This window comes from Collinsella sp. TM05-37 (assembly GCF_003436455.1).
In the GTDB taxonomy this organism is placed as follows: Bacteria; Actinomycetota; Coriobacteriia; order Coriobacteriales; family Coriobacteriaceae; genus Collinsella.
In genome coordinates, this window is the sequence record NZ_QSPN01000002.1 from 32,150 (window position 1) to 45,849 (window position 13,700).

9 protein-coding genes are annotated in these 13,700 nt (G+C 60.6%); all 9 read right to left on the reverse strand.

Going from position 1 to position 13,700, the window contains the following annotated elements:
* Positions 1-5 precede the first annotated feature (5 nt).
* Entirely contained in the window at positions 6-479 is a 474-nt protein-coding gene (gene rpsG / locus DXD48_RS01900) for a 30S ribosomal protein S7 (RefSeq protein ID WP_006235013.1), read from the reverse strand.
* Between the two features lie 73 nt (positions 480-552).
* Positions 553-930, reverse strand: a complete 378-nt coding sequence (rpsL, locus tag DXD48_RS01905; RefSeq protein WP_006235012.1) for a 30S ribosomal protein S12 — start codon at positions 928-930, stop codon at positions 553-555.
* A gap of 270 nt (positions 931-1,200) precedes the next feature.
* The gene (locus tag DXD48_RS01910) at positions 1,201-2,277 is read right to left on the reverse strand and encodes a DUF4179 domain-containing protein (RefSeq protein WP_117563771.1); all 1,077 of its coding nucleotides are present in this window, start codon (positions 2,275-2,277) and stop codon (positions 1,201-1,203) included.
* Positions 2,228-2,902 (reverse strand): RNA polymerase sigma factor, encoded by a 675-nt coding sequence (locus tag DXD48_RS01915; RefSeq protein ID WP_233509083.1) that lies wholly within the window; start codon positions 2,900-2,902, stop codon positions 2,228-2,230. The genes DXD48_RS01910 and DXD48_RS01915 overlap by 50 nt, the downstream gene beginning before the upstream one ends.
* Before the next feature lie 154 nt (positions 2,903-3,056).
* Positions 3,057-7,532 (reverse strand): DNA-directed RNA polymerase subunit beta', encoded by a 4,476-nt coding sequence (locus DXD48_RS01920; protein ID WP_187361807.1) that lies wholly within the window; start codon positions 7,530-7,532, stop codon positions 3,057-3,059.
* A gap of 6 nt (positions 7,533-7,538) precedes the next feature.
* Entirely contained in the window at positions 7,539-10,967 is a 3,429-nt protein-coding gene (locus tag DXD48_RS01925) for a DNA-directed RNA polymerase subunit beta (RefSeq protein ID WP_233503781.1), read from the reverse strand.
* 350 nt (positions 10,968-11,317) lie between these two features.
* A complete protein-coding gene (locus DXD48_RS01930; RefSeq protein ID WP_055250255.1) occupies positions 11,318-12,226 on the reverse strand; it encodes a UTP--glucose-1-phosphate uridylyltransferase in 909 nt (302 codons plus the stop codon).
* A 314-nt stretch (positions 12,227-12,540) separates the two neighbouring features.
* Positions 12,541-12,918, reverse strand: a complete 378-nt coding sequence (gene rplL / locus DXD48_RS01935; RefSeq protein WP_006235005.1) for a 50S ribosomal protein L7/L12 — start codon at positions 12,916-12,918, stop codon at positions 12,541-12,543.
* 102 nt (positions 12,919-13,020) lie between these two features.
* Entirely contained in the window at positions 13,021-13,542 is a 522-nt protein-coding gene (rplJ, locus tag DXD48_RS01940; RefSeq protein ID WP_089572500.1) for a 50S ribosomal protein L10, read from the reverse strand.
* Positions 13,543-13,700: the final 158 nt, after the last annotated feature.

Genomic DNA, 13,700 nt, shown 5'->3' on the forward strand with positions numbered 1-13,700 from the left:
TTAACTTACCAACGATAGTGAGAGAACGCGCGGTTGGCCTCGGCCATCTTGAAGACGTCCTCACGCTTCTTGACGGAAGCGCCCAGGCCGTTGGAGGCGTCGAGGATCTCGTTGGCGAGACGCTCGGCCATGGTCTTCTCCTTGCGAGCGCGGGAGAAGTTGACGATCCAGCGGATACCCAGAGCGGTGGAACGACGGGAGTTGACCTCCATCGGGACCTGATAGGTAGCGCCGCCGACACGCTTGGGCTTAACCTCGAGCGTGGGCTTGACGTTGTCCATAGCCTTCTTGAAGGTAGCGAGAGCGTCGCCACCCTCAGACTTCTCGGCAACGATCTCGAAAGCGGTGTAAACGATGCGCTCAGCGGTGGCCTTCTTGCCGTCAAGAAGGACCTTGTTGATGAGCTGAGTCACCAGGCGGTTGTTGTAAACGGCGTCAGGCTGAACCTCACGACGATTAGCTGCTGCACGACGCGGCATGTGAAATCTCCTTAAGTGTCTACCGTGCGGCGCTTAGGCGGCACACGGCGAAAGTATCAAAACGTTATCTGGCTTATTTAGCCTTGGGGCGCTTAGCACCGTACTTGGAACGGGCCTGCATACGGTTCTGGACCGGAGCAGCGTCGTAGGCGCCACGGATGACGTGATAACGGACACCAGGGAGGTCACGGACACGACCGCCGCGGACGAGCACGATGGAGTGCTCCTGCAGGTTGTGGCCCTCACCCGGGATGTAAGCAGTAACTTCGATGCCGTTGACAAGGCGAACACGGGCAACCTTACGAAGAGCCGAGTTCGGCTTCTTGGGGCTCGTGGTGAAGACGCGGGTGCACACGCCGCGCTTCTGGGAGTTGTGCTGCAGAGCAGCGTTCTTGGACTTCTTGGGCACGGAACGACGGCCCTGGCGAACCAGCTGGTTAATAGTAGGCAAAGCGTACTCCTTCTCGAATGATTCCAGCTTTCTGTAAAGTGCAACGGCTTGAATCGAGGGGTCAGCATCCCCCTACGAAACACGCAGTTCGATAGGATACGTGCCGTTAGCTGTGTCGTCAACAGACCACGCCGCCGGGCGTATCCCAAAATAGCTATATTTCCGCAAAGCCTCCATAAAAGGAATCCCCGCCTGTGCGCAAGTGCCCATTCCAGCCGTCCATGTAACGCAAAAATGGCCGCTTCCCCTAGTGGGAAGCGGCCTCAAGTCTTACGAGTAGACGATGGTAAAGGGTACTTCTGTTTCGGTCTCTCCTGTTGATGTGCACCTCGTTCCCTCAAGGGTTACCGATACAACCTGATCGACATTGATGAGCCTTGCCGGAACCCAGATGTTCTCTCCGCTATTGCGCGCCATCGAAACATAGAAATTGTACGCCCCTGCGTCGTCATCTTCGATAATCTGCTCCGATCCATCCTTGTAGCTGACGGTCAGTTTATGATCAACTGCTTCATAGCCCAGATCATCGATGTGCGTCTGGATGGAAAACGGGCTGATCTCGAGAGGCGAGTCGTCGGAGCGGAGCTCCTTTGTATCGACGTGCGCTCCGACGTTAAACTCTGGCGTCGATACCTCGATCGCCTTCGCATCCTCACCTTTGCCCTCCGTCCAACTGATATTCCAGGTGACCGCATGTCGTAAATCTCGATCGCGATTCCAAGATGCAAAGTACATCGTGCCGTTAATGACCGTGTCGCTTGATGTGTCTTTATCAATGGTGCAGCGTGTATCAGCCCATTCCTCGCCGAAGTTCATGCTGGGTGTACTGACGCCCCCTTCTTCTTCACCATAGAGAACAAGTTCGCCAGTCTCTGCTGCCGGCTTGTAGTAGTTAACACCATTTGGATTGGACAACGTAAACGTCACGGCACCGCAACCGTTTTTATCGATAGCCATATCATGAATGTCGAGTGTATAGCCGTTGCCCTCGACGGACAGATTGACCTTCTGTACTGAACCCTCCAAGCTTTGGGGCGCAATGCCGTCACCAAACTCTCTGGTGTAGGTATATTTAGTCCCCGACGAGCCACCTTGAGTCCAGGTAATGGACTCTCCGTTGCCATGGTTTCCCCAGGCAGAGGCAAAATAGCTGGAATTGACGACGGCGTAGGCGACCCCTCCGGTCGCCAGCACTCCGGCAAGGCATCCGATTACGGCAACATAGAGAGGCTTCGCGTGACCCTTTCGGCGAAGCGGCTCGCCAGCAGCGGCATAAAGAACACGGTCGGCAAGATCGCTATCGGCTTGGATGGACTCGAAGGCCTGCTTGATTTGATTGGATTTCACGGTCGCCCTCCTCTAGGATGAATTTGAGCTTCGATCTACCGCGAGCTAAACGCGTTCGAACGGTCGCGGCTGGCACATGCAGTAACTCGGCAATCTCTGAGGTCGAAAAGCCCAGATAGTAATAGAGCACGATGGGGACACGGAATCGCTCCGGAAGTCGCATAACGTCTGACAGGACCGCCTTGGTCTCATCCTGCGCCGCCGAAAGCGAATCGGCCAGGTTCTCAATATCCTCTACACGCCTCCATGGCTTTCGAAAGAGCGATTTACATTCATTGATCGTGACCCGGATAAGCCAGCGGCGAAGATGTTCCCAACTTTCAAAGTGTCCATCGCTTTTAAGCAACTTAAGAAAGACATCTTGGGCAATATCGTCGGCATCGGCGCGATCGCGCAGGTACGTCAAGGCGATTCGAAACACGACATCCCGGTGATCTTCGACCGCCTGTCTAAATGCTTGTTCTTCCATAATCACCTCCCGGTGACGGTAATGATTCTTGATGAGGTCCTCACCATAGATACGCTCTGGCCGGACGAAATGTTTCAAATTCAAGCAGGAAAAACCTACCAAAATAAACCTGTCCCTTTTTGGCAAGGGATCAACGGAACGCAACAGGTTGAGCATACGCAAGCGAGCGGCCCCCAGAGCGTACAAGGTGGCATGAAAAAGGCAGGGCATTGACCTTTTGGTCATGCCCTGCCTTTTGAATGACAGATTGTAGCTCTGGGGGCCGCGCAGCGACGGAGGTCGCCGCCGTTCGTTAGAACGGCGGAACTAATTACTCCTCGTCGTTGTCCTTGGCCTCTTCGGCGTCGTCGGTGTCCACGAGCTGGTTGAGCAGCTCGTCGAGGGAAGCCATGTCCTCGTTGATCGCGCCGTTGGCGGGAGCCTTCTTGTCGTCGATCGGGGCGCCCAGGAGCTCCTCGTCGGCGTCGGCGTGATGCGTCGGAGCGGAGGTACCCAGCAGGATGTCATCCGGACCGTCGGGGCTAAAGACCATCTGCAGCAGCTGCGAGAGGTCTTCCTCGTCGGCAACGTCGTCGTTGTTCTCGAGGATGTAGAGCAGGTCGTGGGCCTCGAGGCCGTCACGGAGCTCCTCGATCGCCTTGGCGCCGATGCCATCGATGCGCAGCAGATCCTCCTCGGACTTGCCAACCAGGTCGCCGACCGTCTCGATGCCAACCTCGCTGAACTTGTTGGTCCAGCGCTGCGACACGCCCAGGTCGTCGAACAGGTACAGACGAGCCTTCTCGGCGGAGATGGTGTGGCCGTTGCGGGTGAACGAACCGTCAGCACCACCGAACTCGTCGTAGCCGGCCCAGTCGAGCTGCTGCGGGAGCTGCTCGTCCAGGTCCTTGAGCTCCACAGGAGCCCACTCGGGCAGCGACTTGGCGTTGGGCGAAGCCGGGCCGTCGATGTCCACGTAGCCGTCGGCCGTGCGATACGTCAGCTTGGCGTTGGCGTACGGCTTGAGGCCGGTACCAGCCGGGATCTTCTTACCGACGATGACGTTGGACTTAAGGTCGAGCAGGTGGTCGACCTTGCCCTCGATGGCAGCCTCGGTAAGGACGCCAGCGGTACGGATGAACGAAGCGCTCGACAGCCAGGAGTCGATGTTGGACGCGACCTTGAGCGTACCCAGGATGACGGGCTCGGCCACGGGAGCCTGACCGCCCAGACGGGCAACGCGCTCGACCTCGTCGGCAAACTCGTAGCGGTCGACGTACTGACCAAGTAGGTACTTGGAGTCGCCGGGGTTGGTGATCTGAACGCGACGCAGCATCTGACGTGCGAGCACCTCGATGTGCTTGTCGTTCAGGTCGACGCCTTGGCTGGTGTAGACGTCCTTGACGCTCTCGACGAAGGTGTGCATCGTCGACTCGATGTCGGTCAGCTTGCGCAGGTTGCGGAAGTTAACGAAGCCCTTGGTGATCTGGTCGCCGGCGCGAACCTCGCAGCCGTCCTCGATCTCGGGCATAAAGCGCACCGAAGCGGGGACGCGACGCTCGTCGAGGACACGGGTGTGATCCTCGGAGTCGGTGAGCGTCAGCACGTACTCGGACTTCTCGGGCTTAATCGAGAGGTGGCCGGAGTACGGAGCCAGCTCGGCCTCGCGACCCAGGATCTTCTCGTTGACGTTGCCGACGATATCGAACATACGGCTGACCGTAGGCAGACCCTGCGTAATATCGTCGACGCCAGCGACGCCGCCGGAGTGAATGGTACGCATCGTAAGCTGCGTACCGGGCTCGCCGATGGACTGGGCGGCAATAATGCCGACCGCGGTACCGATGGCGACCGGACGACGGGTGGAAAGATCCCAGCCGTAGCACTTCTGGCACACGCCGTACTTGGAGCGGCAGGTGAGCAGCGCGCGAAGCTTGACCTTCTTAAGGCCGGCATCGACCATCTTCTGGATGTCAGCGACCTTCTCGATGTAGCCGTCCTGCTCAAAGAGCACGGTGCCATCGGGAGCCACGACGTCCTCAATGAAGCAACGGCCGACGAGGTCGGTGTTGAGGTCGGTGGTGCCGGGGATGATGAGGTTGTAGGTGACGCCCTCGTGCGTACCGCAGTCCTCCTCGCGGACGATGACGTCCTGGGCCACGTCGACCAGACGACGGGTCAGGTAACCAGAGTCTGAGGTGTGGGATGCGGTATCGACCAGGCCCTTACGGGCGCCGTAGGTCGAAATGAAGTACTCGAGCGGCAGCAGGCCCTCGCGGAAGTTCGCCTTAATGGGAAGGTCGATCGTCTCGCCGGACATGTCTGCCATCAGGCCACGCATGCCGCCGAGCTGACGCAGCTGGGTCTTAGAACCACGGGCGCCGGAGTCGGCCATCATGTAGAGCGGGTTCTCCTCGTCGAACAAGTCGAGCATGAGCGCTGCAACCTTATCGGTACAAGCGGTCCACTCGTTAACGACTTCGATGTGGCGCTCCGTCTCGTTGATGAAGCCCTCCTCGAAGTACTCGTTGATCTGGTCGACGTTGGCCTGGGCGCGATCGAGCAGCTCCTGCTTCTCGGCAGGGATGAGAGCGTCCCACACCGAGATGGTGAGGCCGGCGCGGGTAGCGTAGTGGAAGCCGGAGTACTTGATGGCGTCGAGGATCGGGCCGACCTTGGCCTCGGGATAGCGATCGCAGCAGTCCGCAACCAGCTTGGCCACGTCGCCCTTGACCATCTTGTAGTTCATGAACTCGTAGTCTTCGGGCAGGCACTGGCGGTTGAAGATGATGCGGCCGATAGAGGTCTCGAAGCGCGCGGTCTTGTTGCCGGTGACGTCGTAGTCGACAAACTCGTTCTTGCCGTTCTTGACGCGGAAGATACGGGTGCCGTCCTCGTTGATGACATTGGCGTCGGCAGCGGACACGCGGACCTGAATCTTGGCCTGCATGTCGACCTCGGAGCGGCAGTCATAGGCGTGCAGCGCGTCGTCGAAGCTGGCGAACACGTGGTTCTCGCCCGGCAGACCGTCGCGGACCTGGGTCAGGTAGTACACACCGATGATCATGTCCTGCGAGGGGATGTTAACCGGCTTGCCGGATGCCGGCGAGCGCAGGTTGTTCGCAGAGAGCATAAGCACGCGAGCCTCGGCCTGAGCCTGGCTGGACAGCGGCACATGGACAGACATCTGGTCGCCGTCGAAGTCGGCGTTGAAGGGCGAGCAGACCAGCGGATGCAGGTGGATAGCCTTGCCCTCGACCAGCACCGGCTCAAAGGCCTGGATGGACAGACGGTGCAGGGTCGGTGCACGGTTGAGCAGCACGACGCGGCCGTCGATGACCTCTTCGAGGATATCCCACACAAAGGTGGCACCGCGGTCGATAGCGCGCTTGGCGCCCTTGATGTTCTCGACCTTGCCGAGCTCGACCAGGCGCTTCATGACGAAGGGCTTGAAGAGCTCCAGCGCCATGGTCTTGGGCAGACCGCACTGGTGCAGCAGCAACTTGGGGTCGGTAACGATTACCGAACGGCCGGAGTAGTCGACACGCTTGCCCAGCAGGTTCTGACGGAAACGACCCTGCTTGCCCTTGAGGGCCTCGGCGAGCGACTTGAGCGGGCGACCGCCACGGCCAGAGACCGGGCGACCACGACGGCCGTTGTCGAACAGGGCGTCCACGGACTCCTGGAGCATGCGCTTCTCGTTGTTCACGATGATCGCAGGGGCGTCCAGGTCGAGCAGGCGCTTGAGTCGGTTGTTACGGTTGATCACGCGACGATACAGGTCGTTGAGGTCGGACGCGGCAAAGCGACCGCCGTCGAGCTGGACCATCGGGCGCAGATCGGGCGGAATGACCGGGATGACATCCAGGATCATGTTCGCGGGGCTGTTGCCACCCTTCAGGAAGGCGTCAACGACCTCGAGGCGCTTGACGGCCTTCTCGCGCTTCTGCTTCTGGGAATCCTCGTCGGCAATGATGGCCTTGAGCTTCTCGGCCTCGGAAGGAAGGTCGATGGCAGCGAGCAGGTCGCGGACGGCCTCGGCACCCATGCCACCCTTGAAGTACATGGAGTAGTAGCGGGTCATCTCGCGGAACAGCGGCTCATCGGAGATGAGGTCGCGCTCGGTGAGCTTCATGAAGGCGTTGAAGGCGTCCGTGCGGAGCTGCTTCTCGTCCTTGCACTCTTCCTCGATGTCGACGATGCCAGAGGCGATCTCCTCGGGGGTCAGCGGCTCCTCGTCGGAGAACTCGTCAAAGTTCTCGGGGTCGCCCTGCTCCTTGAGGGACTCGATCTGGCGGGCGCACTCGGCATCGATCTCTTCCAGATCGGCGGCGAGCTCCTCGCGCAGGTCGTCAGCGTCGGCCTCGCGAGCCTCGTAGTCAACCTCGGTGATGATGTAGCTGGCAAAGTACAGAACCTTCTCGAGGTCCTTGGACTTGATGTCGAGCATACGGCTCATCGGGAAGCTCGTGGGGCTCTTGAAGTACCAGATGTGGGACACGGGAGCGGCGAGCTCGATGTGGCCCATGCGGTCGCGACGCACCTTGGCCGAGGTGACCTCGACGCCGCAGCGCTCGCAGACGATGCCCTTAAAGCGGATGCCCTTGTACTTGCCGCAGGAGCACTCCCAGTCCTTGGCGGGACCGAAGATCTTCTCGCAGAACAGGCCGTCCTTCTCGGGCTTGAGGGTACGGTAATTGATGGTCTCCGGCTTCTTGACCTCACCGTGCGACCAGGAACGGATCTGGTCGGCGGAGGCAAGGGAGATCTTTACCGAGTCAAAATCAGTAGCTTCGAAATCTGCCACAGTCAACTACTCCTTATCAGTGGTCGTGGCGGCGACAGCCTCGGGTGCCTCGGCGGTCTCGGCATCCTCGGCCTCGACGTCGGTGTCAACGCCGGCGAGCGCAGCCAGGTCGTCGAGAGCAGAGGTCTCCTCGGCGGTCACAGGGGCGGAGGCGTCCTCGTCGGCATCGTGCATGGGCTCGATGTCCAGCGCGAGGGAGCGGATCTCCTTGACGAGAACCTTGAAGGACTCGGGGATACCCGGGACAGGAACGTTCTCGCCCTTGACGATGGACTCGTAGGTCTTGACGCGGCCCACGGTATCGTCGGACTTGACGGTCAGGATCTCCTGCAGGACGTTGGAAGCGCCGTAAGCGTACAGTGCCCAAACTTCCATCTCGCCGAAGCGCTGGCCGCCGAACTGGGCCTTGCCGCCCAGAGGCTGCTGGGTAACCAGGCTGTAAGGGCCAGTCGAACGGGCGTGGATCTTGTCGTCGACCATGTGGCCGAGCTTGAGGATGTAGGACGTACCCACGGTAATGGGCTCGCGGAACTCCTCGCCGGTACGGCCGTCGAACAGACGGGTCTTGCCGCGCTCGTCAAGCTGGGTGACGAACTCGGGGCGCATGTGATCGCCAAAGGCAGCGGTGGCCTTGTTGAGCATGTTCTTGTTGGCACGACGGATGACCTCGGCGATCTCGTCCTCCTTGGCGCCGTCGAAGACGGGCGTCGCGGTGAAGAACGGACCGGGGACGTACTTGTCGGAGTCGGCCTGCTCGGTATCCCAACCGCAGGCAGCAGCCCAGCCAAGGTGGCACTCGAGCAGCTGGCCGACGTTCATACGCGAAGGAACGCCCAGCGGGTTGAGGATAACGTCGATCGGGGTACCGTCAGCCATGTAGGGCATGTCCTCGACCGGCAGAACGTTACAGATAACACCCTTGTTGCCGTGGCGGCCGGCGATCTTATCGCCCTGCTGGATCTTACGACGCTGGGCGACGTAGACGCGCACCTGCTCGTTGACGCCGGGGGCCAGGTCGTCGCCGTTCTCGCGGCTAAAGCGGACGACGTCGATGACGCGGCCGTAAGCGCCGTGAGGCATCTTAAGGGAGGTGTCACGGACATCGTGGGCCTTGGCACCGAAGATGGCGCGCAGCAGGCGCTCCTCGGCGGTCAGAGCGCTCTCGCCCTTAGGCGTGACCTTACCGACCAGGATGTCGCCAGGGCCGACCTCGGCGCCGATGCGGATGATGCCGTCCTCGTCGAGGTTGGCAAGCATGTCCTCGGAGAGGTTCGGGATCTCGCGGGTGATCTCCTCGGGGCCGAGCTTGGTGTCGCGGGCGTCGATCTCGTGACGGGTGATGTTGATGGTCGTCAGCAGGTCCTCGGCCACCAGGCGCTCGGACACGACGATACCGTCCTCGTAGTTAAAGCCTTCCCACGGCATGTAGGCCACGGTGAGGTTCTGGCCCAGTGCGAGCTCGCCGTGATCGGTCGAAGGACCGTCGGCCAGGGGCTCGCCCTGCTCAACGGTGTCACCGACGCGCACGAGCGGACGGTGGTTGATGCAGGTGGACTGGTTGGAGCGCTGGTACTTGGCCAGGTGATACTCGTCCATGCCGCCGGCATGCTTGACGATGATCTTGGCGGCGTCGGCAAAGATGACCTCGCCGGCGTTCTTGGCCAGGGTGACCTCGCCGGAGTCCAGAGCGGCGCGACGCTCCATGCCGGTACCGACATAGGGAGCGGCGGGGTGAACCAGCGGCACGGCCTGACGCTGCATGTTAGCGCCCATCAGCGTACGCTTGGCGTCGTCGTGCTCAAGGAACGGAATCAGCGTGGCTGCGACGGACAGCATCTGACGCGGCGAGACATCCATGTAGTCGACGTCCTCGACAGGCACGTCGGCGGGAGCGCCGAAGGAGCCGTCGAAGTCGCGGGTACGGGCGATCACGGTGTGCGGACGGACGATCTTGCCCTCGGCATCGGTCGTGATGAACTCGTTGGTCTTGGGATCGAGCGGCGTGTTGGCCGGCGCGATGACGTGCTTCTCTTCCTCGTCAGCGGTCATCCAGTCGATCTGGTCGGTGGCAACGCCGTTCTCGACGCGACGGAACGGGGCCTCGATGAAGCCATACTCGTTGACGCGGGCGTAGAGGGCGAGCGAGCCGATCAGGCCGATGTTGGGGCCTTCGGGGGTCTCGATCGGGCACATGCGGCTGTAGTGCGAGTTGTGAACGTCGCGGACGGCCGTCGGCACGTTGGTGCGGCGGCTGGAGCCGGACTTGTGGCCGGCAAGACCACCAGGGCCGAGTGCGGACAGACGGCGCTTGTGGGTCAGACCGGTCAGGGGGTTCGCCTGGTCCATGAACTGCGAGAGCTGCGAGGAACCGAAGAACTCCTTGATGGAGGCCACGATCGGGCGGATGTTGATGAGCGACTGCGGGGTGATCTCGTCGATGTCCTGGGAGCTCATGCGCTCACGGACGACGCGCTCCATACGGCTCATGCCGATACGGAACTGGTTGGCGACGAGCTCGCCGACGGTGCGGATGCGGCGGTTGCCGAAGTGGTCGATGTCGTCGACCTTGAAGCCCTGCTCGCCGGCAGCGAGGGACAGGAGGTAGCGCAGCGTCGCGACGATATCCTCGTCGGTGAGCACCGTGACCTCTTCTTCGGTGGTGAGGTTGAGTTTCTTGTTGACCTTGTAACGACCGACGCGGGCCAGATCGTAGCGCTGCGGGTTAAAGAGCAGGCCCTCGAGCAGGCTGCGGGAAGCGTCCACGGTGGGAGGCTCGCCCGGGCGCAGGCGACGGTAGATCTCGATGAGGGCGTCCTCGCGGGTAAGGGCGGTGTCGCGCTCCAGGGTGCGCTTGATCACATCGGAGTTGCCGAGCAGCTCGATGATGTCGTCGTTGGTGACGGCGATGCCAAGGGCGCGCAGGAACATCGTGGCGCTCTGCTTGCGCTTACGGTCGATGGAGACCATGAGCTGGTCGCGCTTGTCGACCTCAAACTCAAGCCAGGCACCGCGGGACGGGATGATCTGGGCCTTGTAGATCTGCTTGCCCGAATCCATCTCGGAGCTGTAGTACACGCCCGGGGAGCGGACGAGCTGCGAGACGACGATACGCTCGGTACCGTTGATGATGAAGGTGCCCTGATCGGTCATCATGGGGAAGTCGCCCATAAAGACGAGCTGCTCCTTGATCTCGCCGGTCTCCTTGTTGGTGAGACGGACGTCGGTCAGAAGCGGAGCCTGATAGGTCATATCCTTCTCGCGGCACTCCTCGACGGTGTGCGCGGGGTCGCCGAACTGATGCTCGCCGAAGGTAACCTCGAGAACATGGTTCTGGCTCTGGATGGGGCTGGATTCCTTGAACGCCTCACGAAGGCCCTCGTCCTTAAAACGCTCAAAGGATTCCCTTTGAACAGAGATAAGGTTGGGGAGCTCCATGGCCTCCGGGATTTTCCCGAAGCTGACGCGCTTGCGCTCAGTGGCAGTGTATGCGTAGGTCACCAGGTTTTTCCTCCTTCACGGAAATGCTCGGTGGGTTGGCGAGGCATAGCTTCGCCAGTTATCGCAACCTAATAGTTTATCAGGTACCGACCGTTGGGCAAGAAAAGCCTTGACGCGATTGAGTTTTTGGAGTAGCAAAGATTTCCGACAGAAAACACGCAGGTAGATATATGTGTATCGAACATCTGTTCATATATTTTCTGTGAACAGAGAGCCGGCAATCGCAGCTCTTATAAAAAACGGGCGCGAACCGAAGTCCGCGCCCGTAAATGTCGATGCCCGAAGGCTTACTTGCGCATCAATCCGCCGCGCTCGTCGATAGCGTCCCAGAAGGCATCGGCAAAGCGGGGGTCGCTTGCAGCCATGAGGGCGTTGGTGGCCATCCAGCCAGAGGGAGTGCCGGTGTCGTAGCCCGACAGCGGGTCGATGACGACCGCATACATGGCCTCGCGGTCGAGCGAACGGGCCATGGCGTCGGTGAGCTGGATCTCGCCGCCCTTGCCGGCCTGCTGATCTGCCAGCAGGTCCATGACCAGCGGGCTCAGCAGGTAGCGACCGACGATGTACAGGTTGGACGGAGCAGCCTCGGGAGCGGGCTTCTCAACCAGACCGCCGATACGCCAGACAGCGCCCGGCTCGGCATCGGCAACGTCCTCGGCGCCCTCGAGCGAACCGACGCGCTCGCCGGCGATAACGCCGTAGCGGCTGACTTCCTCGGGCGAGCAAGCAGCGACGGCGATAACCGAAGCGCCACCGTGCTCCTTGGAAACGGCGAGCATCTTGTCGCAGATATCGCGGTTAGGCACAACGTAGTCGCCCAGAAGAACCAGGAAGTTCTCCCCTGCCACGGCGTCGGCAGCAGAGCGAATAGCATGGCCGAGGCCCTTGGGCTCGTACTGATAACGGAAGTCGACCGGCATACCGCCAGCGTGGGCGACGGCATCGGCATAGGCGTTCTTGCCGCGCTCGCGCAGCAGGTTCTCGAGCGAACGGTCGGGCTGGAAGTAGTTCAGCAGCTCGGGCTTGCCGGGAGAAGTAACGATGATGGCGTCGTCGACCTCCTCGGGGTCGAGTGCCTCCTCGACGACGTACTGAATGACGGGCTTGTCGAGCACCGGCAGCATCTCTTTGGGCGTGCACTTGGTGCCAGGCAGAAAACGCGTGCCAAGACCGGCGGCGGGGATGATTGCCTTCATGTTATTCAAAGATCCTTTCGCAGGCGCAAAAGCGCCCCATGCGTGCGGCACACAGCCGCAGACCAAATTGCGATACCCAAGCATCTTACCGCTGGAACTATATGTCGCTACAAGGCAGAGACAATTCTTCAGCAGGTCAACGCAAATTATTGCTCGAATGGTGCAATTTTATTGCCCAACGGCAGGGCACCCGATACGACGCAAATCACAGAACATGGCAGTTTGAGCAACCGATGCCGAGGGACCGAAAAACAAAAAAGACAGGGCTCGCAATGCGAACCCCGTCTGCAAAGAAATCTGGCGAGAAAGCCTGATTACTTGAGGGTGACAGCAGCGCCAGCAGCCTCGAGCTTCTCCTTGGCAGCCTCGGCGTCCTCCTTCTTGGCACCCTCGAGAACAGCCTTGGGAGCGCCCTCGACGACCTCCTTGGCCTCCTTCAGGCCAAGGTTGGTGAGCTCACGGACGGCCTTGATGACCTGGATCTTGTTGTCGCCGAAGCCCTCGAGCACGACGTCAAACTCGGTCTTCTCCTCGGCCTCAGCAGCGCCAGCAGCGGGAGCGGCGACAACAGCGGCAGGAGCAGCGGCGGAAACGCCGAAGGTGTCCTCGATAGCCTTGACGAGCTCGGAAGCCTCGAGAAGGGTCATTTCCTTAAGAGCATCGATGATCTCATCGGTGGTAAGCTTAGCCATTTCTAAGTCCTTTCGGTTTCCGTGCGGATGCACGGAGATCAGTTAAAACACGGCGCGAATGCGCCTGGGGTGCGGCGTTGCCGCCGCGGGTGAAAACAGCGACTAGGCTGCCTTCTGCTCGGAGACCTGCTGGATCGAACGAGCGAGACCAGAGGAAACGCCGTTGACGCAGACAGCGATGTCGCGAGCGAAACCGGAGATGAGACCGGCGATCTGGCCGAGAAGCTGATCCTTGGTGGGCAGCTCGGCGATAGCCTTAACATCATCAGCGGAAACGGCCTTGCCGTCGGAGATACCGCCCTTGATCTCAAGGACGCCCTTGGACTTAGCAGAGAAGTCCTTGAGGGCCTTAGCGGCCTCGACCGGCTCGGTCTCGTAGAACACATAAGCGACGGGGCCGGCGAGGATCTCGTCGAGCTCGGGCTGCTCCTGGTTCTTGAGAGCGATCTTGACCAGGTTGTTCTTGTAGACCTTCATCTCGGCGCCGCACTCGCGAAGCTGATGACGCAGCTCCTGAGCCTGCTTAACCGTCAGACCGTTGTAGTTGACGACGAACAGACCGGCGTTCTCGGCGATACGGGACTCGATCTCTGCAACCTTGTCGATTTTGTACTGCTGGGGCATGAATTACACCTCCTCGAATTCTTTCCGGGCACGGTCCGCCACAAGGACGTGACGGGGGCATGTCCAAAAAGAAAGCCCCCGCGCTGCATGAGCGACGGGGGCGAGAAGACATATCTACTCGACCACCTCGGCTGGCGGGATATCCCATTAAGCTCGCG

Bases quoted from the DNA above. Each gene is read 5' to 3' on its own strand.
- rpsG (WP_006235013.1), bottom strand. From the start codon at position 479: ATGCCGCGTCGTGCAGCAGCTAATCGTCGTGAGGTTCAGCCTGACGCC.
- DXD48_RS01915 (WP_233509083.1), bottom strand. From the start codon at position 2,902: ATGCTCAACCTGTTGCGTTCCGTTGATCCCTTGCCAAAAAGGGACAGG.
- DXD48_RS01925 (WP_233503781.1), bottom strand. From the start codon at position 10,967: ATGGAGCTCCCCAACCTTATCTCTGTTCAAAGGGAATCCTTTGAGCGT.
- DXD48_RS01930 (WP_055250255.1), bottom strand. From the start codon at position 12,226: ATGAAGGCAATCATCCCCGCCGCCGGTCTTGGCACGCGTTTTCTGCCT.
- rplL (WP_006235005.1), bottom strand. From the start codon at position 12,918: ATGGCTAAGCTTACCACCGATGAGATCATCGATGCTCTTAAGGAAATG.
- rplJ (WP_089572500.1), bottom strand. From the start codon at position 13,542: ATGCCCCAGCAGTACAAAATCGACAAGGTTGCAGAGATCGAGTCCCGT.